The sequence below is a fragment of the Nonomuraea sp. NPDC003560 genome (genome assembly GCF_042878785.1).
Taxonomy (GTDB): domain Bacteria; phylum Actinomycetota; class Actinomycetes; order Streptosporangiales; family Streptosporangiaceae; genus Nonomuraea.
The window spans coordinates 349,245-367,879 of record NZ_JBIAOF010000011.1; the positions used below are offsets into that span (position 1 = coordinate 349,245).

At 69.8% G+C, this 18,635-nt stretch carries 18 protein-coding genes; 8 read left to right on the plus strand and 10 right to left on the minus strand.

From position 1 onward, the window contains the following. Positions 1–13: 13 nt before the first annotated feature. The 3 genes from ACFYUV_RS37210 to ACFYUV_RS37220 all read right to left on the minus strand — a co-directional run bounded on the left by ACFYUV_RS37210 (position 14) and on the right by ACFYUV_RS37220 (position 3,980). Complete coding sequence (locus ACFYUV_RS37210) at positions 14–919, minus strand: oxygenase MpaB family protein (RefSeq protein ID WP_387677341.1); 906 nt, start codon at positions 917–919, stop codon at positions 14–16. A gap of 13 nt (positions 920–932) precedes the next feature. After that, positions 933–1,823, minus strand: a complete 891-nt coding sequence (locus tag ACFYUV_RS37215) for an alpha/beta hydrolase (protein ID WP_358294368.1) — start codon at positions 1,821–1,823, stop codon at positions 933–935. A 312-nt stretch (positions 1,824–2,135) separates the two neighbouring features. Continuing rightward, on the minus strand, positions 2,136–3,980 hold the full coding sequence (locus ACFYUV_RS37220) for a DEAD/DEAH box helicase (protein WP_387677345.1): 1,845 nt from the start codon (positions 3,978–3,980) through the stop codon (positions 2,136–2,138). 350 nt (positions 3,981–4,330) lie between these two features. Here ACFYUV_RS37220 and ACFYUV_RS37225 point away from each other — a divergent pair, with 350 nt between their 5' ends. Beyond that, positions 4,331–4,984, plus strand: coding sequence for a ferritin-like fold-containing protein (locus ACFYUV_RS37225; protein WP_387677348.1), 654 nt, complete (start codon positions 4,331–4,333; stop codon positions 4,982–4,984). 572 nt (positions 4,985–5,556) lie between these two features. On the opposite strand, the gene ACFYUV_RS37230 is transcribed toward ACFYUV_RS37225, so the two are convergent. The 5 genes from ACFYUV_RS37230 to ligD (ACFYUV_RS37250) form a co-directional block, all read right to left on the minus strand. Next, positions 5,557–5,787 carry a DUF3107 domain-containing protein gene (locus ACFYUV_RS37230; protein ID WP_352319257.1) on the minus strand — a complete coding sequence of 77 codons (231 nt, stop codon included), beginning with the start codon at positions 5,785–5,787 and terminating at the stop codon, positions 5,557–5,559. Between the two features lie 91 nt (positions 5,788–5,878). After that, complete coding sequence (locus ACFYUV_RS37235) at positions 5,879–6,499, minus strand: TetR/AcrR family transcriptional regulator (RefSeq protein ID WP_352319259.1); 621 nt, start codon at positions 6,497–6,499, stop codon at positions 5,879–5,881. A 108-nt stretch (positions 6,500–6,607) separates the two neighbouring features. Then, positions 6,608–6,817 carry a hypothetical protein gene (locus ACFYUV_RS37240; protein WP_387677350.1) on the minus strand — a complete coding sequence of 70 codons (210 nt, stop codon included), beginning with the start codon at positions 6,815–6,817 and terminating at the stop codon, positions 6,608–6,610. Positions 6,818–6,860: 43 nt separating this feature from the next. Continuing rightward, positions 6,861–7,736: a non-homologous end-joining DNA ligase gene (gene ligD, locus ACFYUV_RS37245; protein ID WP_387677353.1), complete on the minus strand. Its 876-nt coding sequence runs from the start codon at positions 7,734–7,736 to the stop codon at positions 6,861–6,863. Beyond that, a complete protein-coding gene (gene ligD, locus ACFYUV_RS37250; RefSeq protein WP_387677356.1) occupies positions 7,733–8,614 on the minus strand; it encodes a non-homologous end-joining DNA ligase in 882 nt (293 codons plus the stop codon). Before ligD (ACFYUV_RS37250) ends, ligD (ACFYUV_RS37245) begins: the two co-directional genes overlap by 4 nt. An 81-nt stretch (positions 8,615–8,695) precedes the next feature. Between ligD (ACFYUV_RS37250) and ACFYUV_RS37255 the strand changes: the two genes are divergently transcribed. The 3 genes from ACFYUV_RS37255 to ACFYUV_RS37265 all read left to right on the plus strand — a co-directional run bounded on the left by ACFYUV_RS37255 (position 8,696) and on the right by ACFYUV_RS37265 (position 12,084). Then, the gene (locus tag ACFYUV_RS37255; RefSeq protein ID WP_387677359.1) at positions 8,696–9,598 is read left to right on the plus strand and encodes a Ku protein; all 903 of its coding nucleotides are present in this window, start codon (positions 8,696–8,698) and stop codon (positions 9,596–9,598) included. 1,435 nt (positions 9,599–11,033) lie between these two features. Continuing rightward, positions 11,034–11,393, plus strand: a complete 360-nt coding sequence (locus ACFYUV_RS37260) for a hypothetical protein (RefSeq protein WP_387677362.1) — start codon at positions 11,034–11,036, stop codon at positions 11,391–11,393. 367 nt (positions 11,394–11,760) lie between these two features. Further along, entirely contained in the window at positions 11,761–12,084 is a 324-nt protein-coding gene (locus ACFYUV_RS37265) for a hypothetical protein (RefSeq protein WP_387677364.1), read from the plus strand. A gap of 351 nt (positions 12,085–12,435) precedes the next feature. Here ACFYUV_RS37265 and ACFYUV_RS37270 read toward each other — a convergent pair whose 3' ends face one another. Then, complete coding sequence (locus tag ACFYUV_RS37270; RefSeq protein ID WP_358294358.1) at positions 12,436–12,846, minus strand: hypothetical protein; 411 nt, start codon at positions 12,844–12,846, stop codon at positions 12,436–12,438. A gap of 459 nt (positions 12,847–13,305) precedes the next feature. Then, on the minus strand, positions 13,306–13,695 hold the full coding sequence (locus ACFYUV_RS37275) for a hypothetical protein (RefSeq protein WP_387677368.1): 390 nt from the start codon (positions 13,693–13,695) through the stop codon (positions 13,306–13,308). A gap of 759 nt (positions 13,696–14,454) precedes the next feature. On the opposite strand from ACFYUV_RS37275, the gene ACFYUV_RS37280 reads away from it, so the two are divergent. From ACFYUV_RS37280 to ACFYUV_RS37295, 4 genes are read left to right on the plus strand one after another with little or no spacing between them, the layout of a single operon-like run. Further along, on the plus strand, positions 14,455–15,360 hold the full coding sequence (locus ACFYUV_RS37280) for an alpha/beta hydrolase (protein WP_358294356.1): 906 nt from the start codon (positions 14,455–14,457) through the stop codon (positions 15,358–15,360). A 43-nt stretch (positions 15,361–15,403) separates the two neighbouring features. Continuing rightward, positions 15,404–16,585: an adenylyltransferase/sulfurtransferase MoeZ gene (moeZ, locus tag ACFYUV_RS37285; RefSeq protein ID WP_358294355.1), complete on the plus strand. Its 1,182-nt coding sequence runs from the start codon at positions 15,404–15,406 to the stop codon at positions 16,583–16,585. 46 nt (positions 16,586–16,631) lie between these two features. Beyond that, positions 16,632–17,354 (plus strand): hypothetical protein, encoded by a 723-nt coding sequence (locus tag ACFYUV_RS37290; protein WP_358294354.1) that lies wholly within the window; start codon positions 16,632–16,634, stop codon positions 17,352–17,354. Beyond that, on the plus strand, positions 17,348–18,583 hold the full coding sequence (locus tag ACFYUV_RS37295; protein WP_387677373.1) for a S8 family serine peptidase: 1,236 nt from the start codon (positions 17,348–17,350) through the stop codon (positions 18,581–18,583). The genes ACFYUV_RS37290 and ACFYUV_RS37295 overlap by 7 nt, the downstream gene beginning before the upstream one ends. Positions 18,584–18,635 lie beyond the last annotated feature (52 nt).

Consider the following 18,635-nt stretch of genomic DNA (forward strand, 5'->3'; position numbering starts at 1 on the left):
CCCGGCGAAGCGGTCAGGCGGCCCGCGCCGCCGGCCAGCGACGGGGGTCGGTCAGGCCCTTCAGCCCCTTGCTGACGTCGTAGCCGGCCGCGCCGAGGCGGGCCCGCGCGCCCGCCAGCATCGTCCGCGTCGAGGGCATGAACGCCCGGTCGTGCACCGGCTCCGGCAGCGCGTTCATGCCCAGCCGGAACGCCCTCAGCGCCGCGGTGACCGTCGCCGGGGGCACCTCGGGCAGCACGCCGTACATGCGGCGGGCCCACTCCGGGAGCGTGTAGTAGCAGAGCGCGCCGAAGGGGAAGTAGGCCGGTTTGCCCGGCGACAACATGCGCAGCTCGCGCGGCAGCCGGGGCCACAGCAGGAACCGCACGGTCGCCGCCGCCTCCGCGGTCACCCGCAGGGCGGGCCGGGCCTGCTTGAAGTAGGCGTCCATCTCGGCGCACGAGCCCGGCACGTCCTCGGGGTGCAGCCCGACGTAGGAGGCGCTCCTGCGCTGCTCGCGCAGGTAGCGGTCGGCCTGCCGCTCGTTCAGCCCGAGCCCGCCGCGCCTGGCCACCTCCAGGTACGACGACACCTCCGCGCAGTGGACCCACAGCAGCAGCTCCGGGTCGTCCACGCGGTGCGTGCGGCCGGTGCGCGGATCGGTGATGCGCAGCGCCTTGTGGATGCCGCGCACCCGCCTGCCGATCTCGTCGGCCTCGGCCGGGCTGCCGAACGTCACCCGGCCCACGAAGTCGGCGGTGCGGCGCAGGCGGCCGAAGGGGTCGTCCTGGAAGGTGGAGTTCTGCCAGACGCCGAGCATGGCCAGCGGGTGCAGCGCCTGCAACATGAGGCCGCGTACGCCGCCCACCCACATCGAACGGTCGAGATGCACCTGCCAGGTCGCGCTCCGCGGCGCCTGGACGACGAGTTCGTCCGTCATAGTAAGTGAATGATTACATGGCGTTGGACCTTGTGTCCAAATAGTGCTTCTCGGCCGCGTTCCAGAACCTGACCAGCGCGGCGGCCGTCGTCTCCGGCGCCTCGACGGCGGGGGAGTGGACCGCGCCGGGCACGACCACGCAGTCGGCGCCGAGCCGGGCGGCCGTCTCCGACTGGGTCTCGGGCGACCAGCCGTCGTCGTGCTCGCCGTACAGGACCAGGGTGGGGATCTCGATCTCGCGCAGCTCGTCGGTGCGGTCGTGGGCGTGCAGGACCTGCTCGGCCATGCGGGCCAGGCCGGTGGGGGAGTTGGTCAGCAGCCGCCTGCGCAGGAACGCCAGGATCTCGTCGGAGACGTCGGCGGCCAGCGCCTCGGGCTCCATCCGGTGGTGCCAGAGGTGTTCGAGCCCCAGGGCCGGGATCTCCTCCATGATCTCCCGGCCGTTGCGCGCCCGCCTGCCCTCGATGGCCGCCGGGCCCGAGCTCATCAGCGTGAACGAGGCGAACCGGGTGCGCCCGTCGATCACGGCCTCCCGGCCGACCAGGCCGCCGAAGGAGTGGCCCACCAGGTGAACGGGGTCGCCGCCGCCGATGGCCTGGGCCATCAGGTCGACGTCGGCCCCGAGGGCGGCGCAGGTGTAGGCGGCGGGGTCGTCGGGGCCCGGGGTCTCGTACTGGCCGCGCAGGTCGACGGCCACCACCCGGCGACCGGACTGGGCCAGGGTCATCAGGACCGCGATGAAGTCCTCCTTGCTGCCGGTCAGGCCGGGGACCAGGAGGGCGGGCCAGCGCTCGACCACGCCGCTGACCGGAAGCGCCTCCAGAGCCGCGAACGCGCCGTGGGGCGTTTCGAGCTTCTGCGGCGTCACACCGGGTGGCAGGTCGAGGAATCGCGGCGTACTCACGTGGGGCAACAATACCCAGAGGTCAGCGCCTCGACACCGGCAAAGCTTGGACGCTGGTGCGAGTTGTGGCGAGTTGTGAGCTTTGCGGCTTTCACGCTCCGGAGGCGGGTGAGCGACGTCCTCGTCCCCAGTGGGGCGTGGCGGGCTCTGAGGCGGCCTCTGGGGTCCTGCGATGTCTGGAGGGCGCATATGTCGGGCGGTGCGCCCGCGAGGCCGTGAGGGGCCCGTACGGCTCCCTCACGGCGCCGGTGCCGTACGGACGAAAAAGGCGCGCACCCCGCGAACGGGATGCGCGCCTCCTTCTCGTCGTCGCTAGCCTGCGCGGCGGCGGTTGCCGCCACCGCCACCGCCACGGGACTGGCGGCGCTGCTGCTTGCGCTCGGTCGCCGCGGACGGCGCGATGTCATCGTCGTCCGTGGCCAGGTCGGGTGACTGGAAGATCACCGCGAACGGGCTCGGCGGGATGATCCGCTCCGGCTCCTTGCGGACCGGCGGCGGAGGCGTGGCCAGGAAGCTCGGCTCCGGCACGGACTCCACGACCGGCTCGGGCGCGACCTCGGCCGCCCGGCTCCGGACCGGCTCCACAGGAGCGGCCTCGGCCGCACGGTTCCGCGCGGGCGCCTCGGCGGCCTCCTCGCGCGGCTGCGGGTCGGCGGCCTGGGGCTGGTCGGCCTTGCGGGAGCGGGTCCGCTTCACCGGGGTCTCCGGTGCCTCGGCCAGCGCCTGCTCGATGGCCGACGACGCGGCCCCCCTGCTGCGGACGCGCGTGCGCTTCGGCTCGGCGGCCGCCGTCTGGACCTCGTCGGGCGTGAAGATGGCGGGAGTCTCCTCCGTCTTGGCGGCCACGATCTCGACCTCCGGCGTCTCGGCGGGTGCGGTTTCGGCCAGTTCCCTGCCGCCGCGGGTGCGGCGACGCTGGCGCTGGGCGCGGGCCGGGCGCTCGCGCTCTTCGCGCTCCTCGCGCCGGCCCTTGCCGCCGCGGGTGCGGCTCCGGCCGGTCTCACCGAGATCCTCGATGCGCTCGGCGGCCAGCCCGGCGCGCGAACGGCTCGCGTGCGGCAGGACGCCCTTGGTGCCGGCGGGGATGTTCAACTCGGTGTAGACGTGCGGCGAGGTGGAGTAGGTCTCCTCCGGCTCGGCGAAGTCGAGCCCGAGCATCTGATTGATCATCTTCCAGCGGGTCAGCTCCTCCCACTCCACGAAGGTGACCGAGATGCCCGTGCGCCCGGCCCGGCCGGTACGGCCGATGCGGTGCACGTACGTCTTGTCATCCGAGGGGCAGTCGTAGTTGACCACGTGGGTGACGTCGTCGATGTCGATGCCGCGGGCCGCCACGTCGGTGGCGACCAGCACGTCGATCTTGCCCGCCCGGAAGGCCCGCAGAGCCTGCTCGCGCTGGCCCTGACCGAGGTCGCCGTGGACGGCCGCGACCGCGAAACCACGCGTGTCGAGCTGTTCGGCGACCATGTCGCAGGCCCGCTTGGTCTCGCAGAAGACCATGGTGAGCCCGCGGCCCTCGGCCTGGAGCAGCCGGGCGACGATCTCGATCTTGTCCATCCGGTGGGCGCGCCAGACGATCTGACGCACCTGCGGGGTGGTCTCGCCCTCGCCGCTCTCCATCTCCGCGCGTACGTGGGTGGGACGGTTGAGGTATTTGCGGGACAGCGAGACGATCTCGCCCGGCATGGTGGCCGAGAACAACATCGTCTGCCGCTCCGCGGGGATCAGCTTGAAGATCCGCTCGATGTCGGGCAGGAAGCCCAGGTCCATCATCCGGTCGGCCTCGTCGAGCACGAGGGAGGTGACCTGGCTCAGGTCGAGGTGCTTCTGCTTGACCAGGTCGAGCAGACGGCCCGGGGTGCCGACGATGACGTCGACCCCGGCCTTGAGCGCCTCGATCTGCGGCTCGTAGGCCCGGCCGCCGTAGACGGTCAGGACTCGGGAGCCGAGCTTGCCGGCCGCGGTGACCAGGTCTTCACTGACCTGGACGGCCAGCTCGCGGGTCGGCACGACGACCAGCCCGCGGGGCTTCTTGCGGTTCTTGCGCGGCTTGCCGATGCTCTGGAGCATCGCGATGCCGAACGCGTAGGTCTTGCCCGTGCCCGTGCGCGCCTGGCCGATGAGGTCCTGGCCGCTCAAGGCGAGCGGGAGCGCCATCTCCTGGATGGGGAACGGTGTGACGATACCCTCGGTCTCGAGGGCATCGGCGATCTCTGGTGTGACTCCGAGGTCTCGGAAAGTCGTCAGCGTGGCCTGCCTCAGTCTCAAATGAAGGCGGGCCTGCCGGGACCGACGGGCGGAAAACAGCCCCCGTTACGTGGGTCCTCGCGGTAGAGCCAGCCCTCTCGCGTCATCAGCGACCGCGCACCCGGGGAATCGGGGGTTATCGGGGGAATCCCCCGAACTAACACAGTGCGGTCGCACTTTCACAGAGCAGTGTACTCGATACCACAACGCTGGCCGAGCTCGCTTATGTTCCCGCATATTTCGGGAAGTACGCTGCCTCCATGAACGAGTCTCCTGGAGTCGTCGACCTGCTCGGGGTTCTAGCTTACGCCGAGCTCAGCGCCTACGCCCGGATGACCGAGGACGCCGCCACCCTGGCGCCCTCGCTCGCCGACCGCGCCGCGCTCAGCGAGCTGGCCGTGGCCGAGTACGCCCACTTCCGCCTGCTGCGCGACCGCCTGGCCGAGCTGGGGGCCGATCCGGAGGAGGCGATGGCGCCGTTCGTGGCGGCCCTCGACGCCTGGCACGCCCAGACGCGGCCGGCCGACTGGCTGCAGGCCCTGGTCAAGACGTACGTCGGCGACGGGATCGCGCTCGACTTCTACCGGGAGGCCGCCAGGCACCTGGAGCCGTCGATCGTCAAGCTGGTGGACGAGGTGCTGGTGGACGAGGCGCGCTCGCAGTTCGCCGTCGAGCGGGTCAGGGCCGGGATCGAGGCCGACCCGACGGCGGGCGGGCGGCTGGCGCTGTGGGCCCGGCGGCTCGTCGGCGAGGCGCTCAGCCAGGGGCAGCAGGTGGCGGCGGCGCGGCCGGAGCTGGCGTTGCTGCTGGTGGAGTCGGCCAGGGCGGCGGGGGGCGAGACGCCTGACATCTCACGCCTCTTCGCGACGCTGACGGAGGCGCACAACAAGCGAATGGCCACCCTCGGCATCTAGCCCGGCTGGTGGACGGGCGACCGTGGGTGGCTGGGCCCGAGAGCTCGGCCGCCTCCTGTCGGGCGCCGAAGGAGACCGGTCTGGTCGTGGGGCGGTGCGAGGGGATGAAACGGATGTACCGTCCCAGACATGATGGCCTGGCGCCGCTACGGCAGTTCCTTGACGAGATGTGGGCCGAATCGCTGGACTTCGCGCGTCGTGCTGCGGAGGGGAAGCGCGGGATGCCCGACGAACGACCAGACACGGGATCAAGCCGACCACACACCGGATCAAGCCGACCACACACCGGATCAAGCCGACCACACACCGGATCAAGCCGACCACACACCGGATCACGCCGACCGGAGCCGCCACCACGCCGACCGGAGACGGAAGCACGCCGAGCAGCGCCGTCGCCGCGTCCGGGGCTGCCGCCTCGGACAACCGGGCGACCGCGAGGGCTGTGGCCCATGATGCGGGTGCGGCCTCCGGCGCGTTCCCGGCGTGACCTGGTGGAGGCGTCGGGCGGCGTGCGCGGCCGGTGAGGGTACGGCTGATTGTGGCCGTACCCTCGTTGTGGGCCTTTGGGGTGGTTAGAGGGTGCCGCCGAAGCCGACCGGCCTGGCCTCGTCCTCACCGATCTCGACGAAACCGAGCGAGGCCACCGGCACGACCACGCGCCGGCCCTTGACGTCGGTGATGGCGAAGACGCCGCGATCTACCGACAGCGCGTTCCTGATCTCCTCTTCGACCTGCTCGGCGGAGAGGTCGGTCTCGACAACGAGTTCGCGGTGTACCGAGCGTACGCCGATCTTGACTTCCATCGTGGCTCCCTAGTCGACTGGGTTAGCGCTCGGTTCCATCGTCGCCGCTCGGAGGCCCGGAGGCGGTGAATGATCGCGCCCAGCGAACGGGTTATGCCGTACGCGGAAAACCGCTGATCCCGCGCCAGGCGAGCCGCGCCATGAGCTGCTCGGCCGCGTCCTTGGGGATCGAGCCCTGCGCGGTGACCCAGTAGCGGGCGCTCACCTCGGCCATGCCGACCAGGCCGACGCCGAGCAGGTGGGCCTCGTCGCTGGTGCAGCCGGTGTCCTCCTGGATGACCGCGCTGACCATCTCGGCGCACTCCTGCAGGGACCGCTCCACCCGCTGGCGCACCGGCGCGACGTTGCGCAGGTCGGACTCGAAGACCAGCCGGAACGCCTCCCCCTGCGTGGAGACGAAGTCGAAGAACGCGCTGAACGTGGCCTGCACCCGCAGCTTGTTCTCGTGGGTGGAGGCCAGGGCCTCGCGGCAGCGGTTGACCATGTCGTCGACGTGCAGGTCGAGCAGCGCGAGGTAGAGCTCCAGCTTGCCGGGGAAGTGCTGGTAGAGCACCGGCTTGCTGACCCCGGCCCGATCGGCGATCTCGTCCATGGCGGCCGCGTGGTAGCCGTTCTCCACGAACACTTCCTGCGCGGCGCTCAGCAGTTGCCGGCGTCGGGCCAGTCGGGGCAGCCGGGTGCCCCGGGGCTTCGCGTCCGGGGTTGCGGTCACGCGGGTCTCCATTGGTCTCTCAGCGAACTGTGCCGACATCCTACGTGCGGGTAGCCGTCACCTCGGTGGTCATCGTCATACACGCTCGATCTGGCGGGCGGCCCGTGCTCAGCGGTAGTCGTCGTCGTCGTAGTCGACGACGCGGTCCTGGTCGGCCGCGTCGGCGGGGTCGGCGTCGAGCGGAAGCTCGCGGCGCTCCTGGCCGGTCTCCTGGCGGATCTCGCGATGCTGCTCGGCGGCGTCGGCCTCGGGCGTCTCCGGCGACAACTCCTCTTCCTCCTCCTCGTCGTAGACGCTCTCGTCCCCGCGGGTGTCCATCTCCGACATCTTCGGCCCCCCTCTTGGTGCGGACGGGTCCAGACTACGCCCGGCCGAAAAGGTCGCCGTGCTTCTCCACTCTGGCGAGTACGTCAGGGGCGGTGAACACCAGGTCATCGGCGTGTTCACAGTCCTCGACCTCCTTCCACAGCAGCGGCGTCGAGACCGTCGGCCGCTCCCTGGCCCGCAGCGAGTACGGCGCCACGGTGGTCTTGGCCGGATTGTTCTGACTCCAGTCGATGAACACCTTGCCCGGCCTGGCCTTCCTGGCCATGACGCTGACGATCTCCTTCGGATGCTCCTTCTCCAGGACCTGGGCCAGCCTCTTGGCGTACGCGGAGGGCTCCTCGCGGCAGTCCCAGTCGGCGTACAGCTGCATGCCCTTGTTGCCGCTGGTCTTGGGCCTGGCGTCGAGCCCCTCGCCCTTCAGCACCTCGCGCAGCGTGAGCGCCACCCAGCAGCACTCCACGATGGTCGCCGGCGCGCCCGGGTCCAGGTCGAACACGAGCGTGTCGGGCGGCAGCGCCGCGCCGTCGTCGTCCACCCGCCACTGAGGGACGTGCAGCTCCAGCGCGGCCAGGTTGGCGTAGTAGGCGAGCGTCGGCAGGTCCTCGATGACGGCGAAGTCGATGCTCTCGCGGCCCTTGGTGCTGCCGGGGGCGGGCAGGTTGACCTTCCTGACCCAGTCGGGCGTGTGCTCGGGCGCGTTCTTCTCGAAGAAGAACTGGCCGGTGACGCCGTTGGGGTACCGCTTGACGGTCAGGGGCCGGCCGGCGAGGTGCGGCAGCAGGACGGGGGCCACGCGGCTGTAGTAGTCGATGACCTCGGCCTTGGTGAAGCCGATCTCCGGGTAGAGCACCTTGTCCAGGTTGCTCAGCGTCAGCTCGCGCCCGTCGACCCTGACCGGCACCTTCTTCACAGCGTCACCTCCGCGGGGAGCTTGTCGGCGCGCAGCCCGCGCCACACCGGATGTCTCAGCCGCAGCTCGTCGGTCCACATGGTGTAGCCCACCTCCCCGACGAGATCGGGCCTAACCCACCGATTTCTCCACGGGACCGCGTTCGTGAACGGGCTGCGCGGGATCTCCAGAGGTCGGAGCGCCTGGTGGAGGTCGTCCAGGATGGCGTCGGTGAACCCGGTTCCCACGTGGCCGACGTACGTCAGCCCTTCACCGGTGAAGACGCCCATGACGAGCGAGCCGATCCCGCCGGCTCTGCGGCCCTTGCCGGGTTTCCAGCCGCCGATCACGACGTCCCGCGTGCTGAGGTGCTTGACCTTGATCCACCACGGTGAGCGCACGCCCGGCCGGTAGGGGGAGTCGAGGCGCTTGGCCACCACGCCTTCCAGGCCCTGCTCCCGCGTGGCGGCGAGCAGGTCGGAGTCCCCGGGGAAGTACGGGGGCGCGCCGACGTCCAGCTCGTCGAGGAGCGCGCGGCGGTCGCGGTAGGCCAGGTCGAACAGCGGCCGGCCGTCCAGGCAGAGCAGGTCGAAGGGCATGTACGTGACGGGGTAGAGCTCCAGAACGGCCGGTTCCGGGTCGGTCAGGTGCATGCGGTGCTGGAGCCGGACGAAACTGGGCCTGCCGCGCCGGTCCAGTGCCACGACCTCGCCGTCGAGCACGGCGTTCTTGACCCCGAACCCCGAGATTTCGGGGTATCGCCGGGTGTACTCCACGCCGTGCCGTCCCGTCACCCTCAGGACGCCGTCGAGGTGCACGAGCGCGCGGATGCCGTCCCACTTGACCTCCAGGCCGTACCGGTCGCGATCGGAGGGTAGTTCCCCAGGTACGGCCAGCATTGGTTCAATCGGGTATGGCATTGGTTGCCCCATGACGGGTATGTGCCCATATGGTGAGCCCGCTACTGCTGAGGAGTGCCCATGCGCAGCATCTGGAAGGGTGCGATCTCCTTCGGGCTGGTCACCATCCCCGTGAAGCTCTACTCGGCGACCGAGCAGAAAGACGTCAGCTTCCACCAGGTCCACCGGGACGACGGCGGCAGGATCCGCTACAAGCGCGTGTGCACGGTCGACGGCGAGGAGGTCCCGTACGCGGACATCGCCAAAGGGTACGAACTGGCCACGGGCGAGATGGTGGTGCTCACCGACGAGGACTTCGAGGACCTGCCGCTGAGCACGTCGCGCAGGATCGACGTCCTGCAGTTCACCCCGGCTGCGCAGATCGACCCCATCTACTTCGCCAAGTCGTACTACCTGGAGCCCGACGCGCAGGGCGCGAAGCCGTACGTGCTGTTGCGTGACGCCCTGGAGAGCTCGGGACAGGTGGCCGTGGTCAAGGTGGCGCTGCGGCAGCGGGAGTCGCTGGCCACCCTGCGCGTGCGGGACGGGGTGTTCGTCCTGGAGACCATGTTGTGGCCGGACGAGATCCGCGCCCCCGACTTCGAGTTCCTGGAGGAGGACATCGAGGTCCGGGCGCAGGAGCTCAAGATGGCCGAGTCGCTGATCACCACCATGGAGTCGGACTTCGACCCGAGCGAGTACCACGACACGTACCGCGAGGCGTTGCAGCAGGTGATCGAGGCGAAGGTGGCGGGCAAGGAGGTCGTCGCGGCGCCGGAGGAGGAAGAGGCGGGGCCGGCGGTGGACCTCATGGCCGCCCTGCGCGCCAGCGTCGAGGCCGCGAAACGGGAGCGGACCGGGGAGCCGGCCAAGCCGAAGAAGGCGGCGGGCGGCGGCAAGTCCGCCAAGGCGTCGAAGGGGGCGGAGGAGGCCAAGGAGGAGGAGAAGGCCCCGCCGAAGCGCAAGGCCCGCAAGTCCGCCTGAGCCCTTTCCGCCACGGAGGTCCGTACGACGACGTCCCCAGGACATTCGAACCGGACACCGAAGACATGGTGCCCGCCGACCCGCGTGACTGTCTCTCCGCTGGTCCGGCGACAGTACGCCCTGTAGCGCGATCGCAAACCGCCTGCGAGGGCCGGACCGCCTTTGCGGCGCCAGGAGTCGGAGACGGTGAGCAGACCTGGTCGCCCACGGCGGTCAGGGTGGAGATCAGCAGGCCGTTCCAAGACGGCGTGCCCGGAGAAGATCGTGTGCCGGTCGGTGAGGCCGTCCAGCGGGGCGCCGACGATCATCCCCGCGCTCAATCCCGGGCGGACGCCTTTCTTGCCCGCGAGCGCTGTGCGGACGCGAAGGACATGGCCATCGCCCTGGCGACAGACCGGCCGGCGGGACGCGGCGGCCGAGACGAGCTTCTGAGGCGGTCTGGATCGCCATGGCGAAGTAGCGCACCACCACGGCTCCTGTGACGAACCGCATGGCCAGAAGGGCTGGGATGAGGTGCCCACGGGGGGCAGCCAAGGCGACTGTCGCGGTGGTGGAGAGGGTGACGAGCCACCGATCCCGGTCCGCATGATCCGTTGCGAGGCTTGGCCGCTTCCCGATCCAGGAGACCGATCACGCCTGCGTACAACACCTGGCGGACCAACCAGGCGCACTGGCGTGAGGCGATCACCGCGCGGGAGCTGGCGAGGCGGTTGGTCGGGTGAGACGTCCAACGTCAGGTCCGCGCAGGACACCGGGCGGAGCAGGGGGTTGGGCGAGTGGTGGTCGCGCGTCCGACCGGGCCGGGGCGGGTGGTGGCCGGGTGGCCGCGTCCGGGCGGGCGGGGGTCGGGCAGGTCGTGTCCGTGGCGGTGGATGCCCCTTCCTCGGGGCGACGTGCCTGGGTGGCTGGGCGTATGCGCCTACGTGCGTGGGCCGCCGGACGGGCTCAGCGTCGCGTGGCAGGGGGCGCGCTGCCTGTGAGGCCCGAGGGCGGCACAGAAGGTGGCGGCTCTCGCGGTGTGCCGGAGCGGCCGTCCGTGTTCCGGCTCACATAACGGCCATTAGCCATAAAGCGGACATTATCTTCAAATCGCAATAAGCCGTACCAATTGCCCCGGGTAAATCGGTCGATCACCGACACTTGATGCCGGTCGAGGGGTGATGTTCGGGTTTCCGGGACCCGCCCACCCGTGCCGGACGCCCCCGCCCGGCGATCATGATAGATTCGGACATATCATGGCATATCAGTCAATAAATGTTTAATGCAAGCAATAAGGCTGTTAATGCATAGCAAAAAGGCGGCGGTTCTGTGTTGCCATGCCCGCGTCCAGGAAATGACATTTCACGGATGGCTCATCACAGGTCGTCCAAGGGCAGTTCCCTGGCAACCGGGGAGCGTTGAGAACGGGGCAACCAATCCTTTAGGGGGAAACGCAATGCCCAAGCTCAAGAGTATTCTCGCAGGCCTCGCCGTCAGCACGGCCATGGGCGGCGGTGTCGTAGCGCTCGGTGCGGCGACCACCGCGACCAGCGCCGACGCCGCCACCAGCGCCGGTGTCGTCACGTCCACCAGCTTCCAGGCCGGCTGCTTCCGCAGGTCCCGGTGCGGTGGCTGGGGATGGGGCAACAACTGGGGCGGCTGGGGCGGCGGCTGGGGCTGGCGCCGTCACCACAACCGCGTGGGCAAGGTGAAGGTCACCATCCACAACCGCAACTTCAACCGCAACCGGGTGACGGACACGGAGACCACGCGGCCGACGGTCCGCGACCACGACCACGACCGCGACTGGCGCTGACGGCGGACGGAACCGTCATCCTCATGAAGGCGGCGCCGCGCTGAATTCGACCACCGGGTACCGGGCTCGGACAATGGCCTGAATTACGGCACGGCGCGCCGGAGGGTTCATTCTCTCCGCGCCTTCGGAAATTCTGGTGAGGGCTTCACCGGCATCGGCCGGGGAGCCCTCACTTGCGTTTGCGCGCGAAGTCGCCATGCAAATCTGTGTCTACCGGCAAAAGAGGACAATTGCGGTTTGCTGGCTATTCATGGGGATATATCAAGGTCATGGATGGCAGGCATGGCAAGCCATACCGTCCACGTCGTTTCCTGGGAATCCGGAAGCGTCGAGAAACGGGGCATCCAAACCTTTAGGAGGAAACGCAATGCCCAAGCTCAAGAGTATTGTCGCAGGGCTCGCCATGAGCACGGCCCTGAGCGGCGGAGTGATCGCCCTCGGCGCGGCGACCACGACCACCAGCGCCGAAGCCGCCACCAACGTCACCACCGGGGCGACCACCACCACTCTGTCCGGCTGCTTCCGCCGCTCGTGGTGCGGCGGCGGCTGGGGCTGGCGCAACAACTGGCGTCGCCACCGGCTCCCCAGGATCAAAATCATCATCGTCAACCGGAACCGGAACCGCGACGCGATCGCGCATGCCGTCCGCCAGCAGGTTCGCACTGACGACGCCGAGCGCGACTGGAGCTGACCACGGGTTCTGAACCCGGGGCGCGAACCGTGATCGCGCGACCGAGTGCCCGCATTCCACCGGACTTCCGTTCTCGTCGAGAACGAGCTCCTGGCAGGGAATGCGGGCACTCACTCGTTTCACCTTCTTGTCCGTACGGTCATGGCACCGGATGACGATCCCTGTGCGGCTCCGAGGGGCGGGCCGGCTCGGAAGGACGCGGGACACGTCGAGTGCCCGCATCCGGGAGGCGATCCTCGCTCTCCGTCGAGAGAGCGGGTCGGCCGGATGCGGGCACTCCTCTACGTCGGCGTGGTCTCACTTCTCAGGTGGGCTCTCGCTGGGCGGGCCGTCCCCGGGTGAGACCGCCGCCTAGTCGTCGTGGTGCTCGCGCTCGTCGTGCCGCTGCACGTTGGTGTTGTTGTGGTTGCTGTTGTGGTTGGAGTTGTGGATGACGACGCGGACCCGGGGGGCGTTGTTACGCCGCCAGCCCCAGCCGCCGCCGCGGCCCCAGCCCCAGCCGCCGCCGCGGCCCCAGCCCCAGCCGCCGCCGCAGCGACGGTGGCAGCCGCCGCCCCAGCGGTTGCCCCAGCTGCGGCCCCAGCCGCCCCAGCCGCACCGGACCTCCCGGAAGCAGCCGGCGAGGGTGGCCGCGGTGGCCGAGCCGGTGACGCTGGCAGCGCTCGCGCCGGTGACGGTGGTCGCCGCGCCCGCGCTGACCACACCGCCGGTCAGCGCGGTGCCCATGGCGAGCCCTGCGATAACACTTTTGAGCTTGGGCATTGTGTTTCCCCCTAAAAGGATTGATTGCCCCGTACTCGTCGCTCCGCGTCATCCGAGCCTTTCCGGATTTCTGTGGAGCGGCGTGGATGCCCGCTAGCGAACATCCATGCCAGGGATATATCCGACCGAATGCCCCACAAACGGACATTGTCCTCTCTTGTCCGACACTATGGAGCATCATGGTGCATAATCGGACATTTCGGACTACCGGGGCCGTGGGGTCCGGCATCAGGGGAGATGGATCCCGCATTCAAGGGAGAACGCAAGTGAGGGCCCCACCGGCAGAATGCCAGTGGAGCCCTCACCGGGAATTGCCGCGGTGACAGAGGAGAATGGATTCTCAGGCAGGACAGCAAGGTCCGGGTGCGGTCACTTCCTGAGAGCCCAGTACTCGCCGGTCGGATTCACTTCGCCGTGAAGAGCGACCATCCATGGATTACGGGCACCATTCCCGCGCGATCAGTCGTCGCGGTCGCTGCGCGCGCGACGGTCCTCGCGCAGCTCGTTGCTGGTCCTCGTCTCGGTGTTGTCGTTCGTGTTCTCGTTGAAGATCTTGACGCAGACGCCGCCGCCGCGGTGGTGCCGGCGCCAGCCGCCACCCCAGCCGCCGCCCCAGCCCCAGCCGCCGCCCCAGCCGCCGCCCCAGCCGTGGCGGTTCCTGTTGCAGCGGTGGTGGCGACGGTGCCACCAGCCGTGACCGTCCCCATCGCCCCAGCTGAGGGTCGTCGGGCTGGTGACGTTGTTGGCGGTGCTGGCGTTGGCGGTGGTCGTCGCGCCCAGGCTGACCACGCCGCCGGTCAGCGCGGTGCTGACGGCCAGACCTGCGATAACACTTTTGAGCTTGGGCATTGCGTTTTCCCCCTAAAGGATTGGTTGCCCCGTTCTCGACGTTCCCGAGAGGCCGGGAACCAGGTCTTGAACGACTAGCTGATGAGCCATCCGTGAAATGTCATTTCCGAGACAGAGCTACAGCAAACAGGAGTGGCCCTATTTTGCTATGCATTAGCAATCTTATTGCTTGCATTACAGCTCTATCGAATGAAATGCCATGATATGTCCGATTATGCGCATATGACGGAGTGCCCATCACATCGGGTTCCGACAGCGTCGGCCGCGCTTTTCTCGTGTAATGACGGCACGGCCGTAAACGCCGGAAGGCGGCGGCCGTGCGTGTATTTACGGCGCGCAGAAAATGCTCGCCGGCACACCTGTGCGCCAGGCATGAGAAATGCTGGACGATGCTGTCGTCGGGATCGTTCGGGAAATGCCGTTACGCTTCCCCGATGGATTTCCGGTGACCACGACTTCCCGATCGCTGACCAAGAGTGTCCGGTAGGTCGCGCACCGTATCCGTTCCTGATGGTTACCCGTCTCGAACCTGGTAAACGGGGACAGACAGCTTTTGCCGCACACTTAAGCCGCCAAGAGATCCATTAGACATCTATGAGCGGAAATTTCGGGCCTGACCCATGTCCGCTCGCGGGCGCGACCCCTGTGCGTCCCGTATGTCCGGTGCTGCTCTGATAGGTCAGCGAAAGCGGTGTCTGTACGGAATGCAGACCCCGCCTGAGCGCGCTGGTTATCGTGGAAGAGCGACAAGGAGGACGTATGACAGCGGTGGAGCCGGTCCCTCACTGGCCGGGACGCATGATCGGCCCGGTGCACGTGCGATCCACCCCCGACGGCGGCCCGGCCGAGCAGGCCGTGTTCGTCCACGGGCTGGCGGGCTCGGCCACCAACTGGACCGACCTCATGGACGAGCTCAAGGACACCGTCACCGGCCACGCCCTCGACCTGCCCGGCGCGGGGTTCTCCCCGGCGCCGCGGGACGGCGACTACACGGTGGCCGGCCACGCCGCGGCGGTGATCGGGCTGATGGAGCACACGGGCCCGGCCCACCTGTTCGGCAACTCGCTGGGCGGCGCGGTCGCGGTGCGGGTCGCCGCTGCCAGGCCCGACCTGGTCCGCTCGCTCACGCTCGTCTCGCCCGCCCTGCCCGACCTGCTGCCCAGGTACGGCCCGGTCCGCGTGGCCGCCGCCGCCGTGCCCAGGGTGGGCGAGTGGTTCGCCGGCAAGCTGCGCCTGCTCCCCGCCGAGCAGCGCATCAACGCCTCCTTCGCCATGGTCTGGGCGGACGTGAACGCCGTCCACCCGGTGCGCCTGGCCGACGCCGTGGAGGAGATGCGCCGGCGCGACGACGTCCCGTACGCGGGGGAGGCCATGATCGGCTCGGCGCGGGGCATCGTGGCCGAGTACTTCCGGCGGGGCGAGGACAACCTGTGGCGCCAGGCGGCCAAGGTGAAGGCCCCGACGCTCATCGTCCACGGCCGGCACGACCGCCTGGTGCGCCCGGCCATGGCGGCGAAGGCGGCCCGTACGTTCCGGCAGGTCAGGCTCGTGCTGCTGCCGACGGCGGGGCACGTGGCGATGATGGAGATGCCCCGCGTGGTGGCGGCGGAGGCACGCCGTCTGATCGGTGAGACGAGATTGGGGAATGCCCCACTCGCCGAGTAGGTTTCAGCTAGAGATGTGACCCCCTGAAACGGGAGCGTAGAACGTGTCGTTGCCACCGCTGGTCGAGCCGGCCACAGAGCTGACCGTAGACGAAGTGCGCCGCTACTCGCGCCACCTGATCATCCCCGATGTCGGGATGGCCGGGCAGAAGCGGCTGAAGAACGCCAAGGTGCTGTGCGTGGGCGCCGGCGGCCTGGGCTCGCCCGCCCTGATGTACCTGGCCGCGGCGGGCGTCGGCACCCTCGGCATCATCGACTTCGACGTCGTCGATGAGTCCAACCTGCAGCGCCAGATCATCCACGGCCAGTCCGACGTGGGCAGGCTGAAGGCCGAGAGCGCCGCGGCGTCTGTCCGCGAGATCAACCCGCTGGTCGAGGTCGTCGTCCACAACGCGACCCTGACCACCGAGAACGTCATGGAGATCTTCTCCGGCTACGACCTCATCGTCGACGGCACGGACAACTTCGCCACCCGCTACATGGTGAACGACGCCGCGGTGCTGCTCGGCAAGCCGTACGTCTGGGGCTCGATCTACCGCTTCGACGGCCAGGCGAGCGTGTTCTGGGCCGAGCACGGGCCCTGCTACCGCTGCCTCTACCCCGAGCCCCCGCCTCCCGGCATGGTGCCGTCGTGCGCCGAGGGCGGCGTGCTCGGCGTGCTGTGCGCGTCGATCGGCTCGATCCAGGTCAACGAGGCCATCAAGCTGCTGACGGGCATCGGCGACCCGCTCGTCGGCCGGCTGATGATCTACGACGCCCTGGAGATGAAGTACCGGGACGTCAAGGTCCGCAAGGACCCCGAGTGCGTGCTGTGCGGCAAGAACCCGACGGTCACCGAGCTGCTGGAGGACTACGAGGCGTTCTGCGGCGCGATCTCCGACGAGGCCGCGCAGGCCGCCAGCGGCTCCACGATCACCGCGCGGGAGCTCAAGTCCATGATGGACAAGGGCGACAACATCTACGTGGTCGACGTCCGCGAGATCAACGAGTACGAGATCGTCTCCATCCCGGGCGCCACGCTGATCCCCAAGGGCGAGTTCCTCAACGGCTCGGCCCTGGAGAAGCTGCCCCAGGACAAGCGCATCGTGCTCCACTGCAAGTCGGGCGCGCGCTCGGCCGAGGCCCTGGCGATCGTCAAGAACGCGGGCTTCGCCGACGCGGTGCACGTCGGCGGCGGGGTGCTGAGCTGGGTCAAGACGGTCGACCCCAGCCTGCCCAGCTACTGAGGCGTTTTCCGGGGAACCTCCCGCCGAGGCGCTTAAGGTCGGTGTCGTGAACCACGCCCGCCCCTGGCCCACCCTGGTGGTGTCCTCCGCGCTGACCCTGGTCTGCGCGGTGGCCGCCGGGGTGGCCGGGAGCGCGGCGGGCACCGAGCTGACCCGCGGCCCGAGCGCGTCCGAGCTGCGTGCCGCCGCCACGCGCGAGGTCGCCGAACGCTGGCGTGCCTGGCCCGCCGGGCGCGTCTTCCCCGCGGCTCTGCCGTACGCGGCCGAGCAGGGCGGGCAGGAGCGGGCCGAGCGCATCGGCATCTCGCCGCACACCGGCTGCGGCGCCGAGTCCGTCGACGCGAAGGCGGTCAGGACGTTGCGCGAGGCGGGCTGCCGGGGCGTGCTGCGGGCCACCTACATCGACGCGCTGCGCGGGGTGCTCGTTACCGTGGGCGTGGTGGCGCTGCCCGACGAGTCACGCGCGGTCCGGGCCAGGAGCGCGTTCGCCGACAACGGCAAGCCCGTGCCGGGGCTGCGGCCGCTCAGCTTCACGGGCACGGTCGCCGAACGGTTCACCCCCTCGATGCGGCAGGCCGGGTCGGTGCGCCAGGCGGGGCCGTACGTCGTGCTGACCACGGCGGGCCAGGTGGACGGGCGGCCCGCGACCACGTCCGGCGAGTCACGTCCGGCCATCTTCGCCTTCGCCGCCGAGCTGTCCGAGCGCGTGCTGCTCGACCTCAGCACGCCCCGCATGCCCGACTGCGCCGCCGAGGGATGGCGGTGCTGAGCCGGCGCGCCGCGAAGGCGCTGTCCGCCGCCCCCGCGGTCCTTCTCGCGGTTCTTCCCGCCGCCCTGCCCGACTGCGCCCACGCCGACGACGACGTGCGCGGCGGCCAGCGGGCCGTGATCGAAACGCTCGACCTGCCCGCGGCCTGGCGCGTCACCAAGGGCTCGGGGGTCACGGTGGCCGTGCTCGACTCCGGGGTCGATCCGGCCCACCGCGACCTGGCCGGCACGGTGACCGTGGGCCGAGACTTCACCGCGGGCGCGAACCCGCCGGGCGTCGCGCCGCCGCGGCTGCACGGCACGTACATGGCCTCCCTGATCGCCGGGCACGGCCACGGGCCGGGCGGGAGGAAGGGCGTCATCGGCGTCGCGCCCGAGGCCGGCGTCCTGTCGGTACGGGTCATCCTGGAGGACGAGGAACCGGGGTTCAGGGAGTTCAACTCGGCCGAGCGCTTCGAGGACGTCGTGGCCAGGGGCATCCGCTACGCGGTCGACCAGGGCGCGGACGTCGTCAACATGTCGATCTCCAAGGAGCTCGCGACCCGGGAGGAACGGGCGGCCATCCGGTACGCCATCTCCAGGGGCGTCGTGCTGGTGGCCGCGGCCGGCAACGACGGCGACAGGAAGACCGCCGGCGACTTCGCGCCCTACTCCTACCCGGCGTCCTTCCCCGGCGTGGTGTCGGTGGGGGCGACCGACCGGCGGCTGCGCCGGGCCACGTTCTCCAACTGGAACTCATCAGTGCTGGTGGCCGCGCCGGGCGTGGACATCATGGGCGCGGGGCCCGGCGACGAGTACTGGGTCGGCCGGGGCACCTCGCAGGCGACCGCGCTCGTCTCGGGGGTCGCCGCCCTCATCAAGGCAAAATATCCGCAGATGTCGCCGCCGCTGGTCGTCCAGGCGCTCGCCGACAGCGCCGACGACCGGCCGCCCGGCGGCTACGACACCGGCACCGGCTTCGGCGTCGTCAACGCCCGCAGGGCCCTGGCCGAGGCCGCCCGCCTGGCCACGCACACCGAGACCGCGACCGGCCCGCAGGCCCAGGACCCCGCCCGGCCCCTGGCGGGCGGCCCGGCCGGGCCCATCCGGGTCACCGCGAGGGACCACCGGCGCGTGACGATCTACGCGGCCGTCGCCGCGGGCGCCGCGGGCGGCGCGCTCGCGTCGCTGGCGGTCATCTTCTTCCTGGTCAGACGCGTACGACGCGACCACGGCGCACACGACGCATGATCCGCCTGCTAACGGGGACGAAATAGACACCGACCAACCGCGGGAACGAGGC

Coding starts and splice junctions, on each gene's coding strand:
- ACFYUV_RS37260 (WP_387677362.1), top strand. CDS start 11,034: ATGCCCAAGCTCAAGAGTATTCTCGCAGGCCTCGCCGTCAGCACGGCC.
- ACFYUV_RS37220 (WP_387677345.1), bottom strand. CDS start 3,980: ATGGCGCTCCCGCTCGCCTTGAGCGGCCAGGACCTCATCGGCCAGGCG.
- ACFYUV_RS37255 (WP_387677359.1), top strand. CDS start 8,696: ATGCGCAGCATCTGGAAGGGTGCGATCTCCTTCGGGCTGGTCACCATC.
- ACFYUV_RS37280 (WP_358294356.1), top strand. CDS start 14,455: ATGACAGCGGTGGAGCCGGTCCCTCACTGGCCGGGACGCATGATCGGC.
- ACFYUV_RS37265 (WP_387677364.1), top strand. CDS start 11,761: ATGCCCAAGCTCAAGAGTATTGTCGCAGGGCTCGCCATGAGCACGGCC.
- ACFYUV_RS37230 (WP_352319257.1), bottom strand. CDS start 5,787: ATGGAAGTCAAGATCGGCGTACGCTCGGTACACCGCGAACTCGTTGTC.
- ACFYUV_RS37210 (WP_387677341.1), bottom strand. CDS start 919: ATGACGGACGAACTCGTCGTCCAGGCGCCGCGGAGCGCGACCTGGCAG.
- ACFYUV_RS37270 (WP_358294358.1), bottom strand. CDS start 12,846: ATGCCCAAGCTCAAAAGTGTTATCGCAGGGCTCGCCATGGGCACCGCG.
- ACFYUV_RS37240 (WP_387677350.1), bottom strand. CDS start 6,817: ATGGACACCCGCGGGGACGAGAGCGTCTACGACGAGGAGGAGGAAGAG.
- ACFYUV_RS37275 (WP_387677368.1), bottom strand. CDS start 13,695: ATGCCCAAGCTCAAAAGTGTTATCGCAGGTCTGGCCGTCAGCACCGCG.
- ligD (WP_387677356.1), bottom strand. CDS start 8,614: ATGCTGGCCGTACCTGGGGAACTACCCTCCGATCGCGACCGGTACGGC.
- ACFYUV_RS37225 (WP_387677348.1), top strand. CDS start 4,331: ATGAACGAGTCTCCTGGAGTCGTCGACCTGCTCGGGGTTCTAGCTTAC.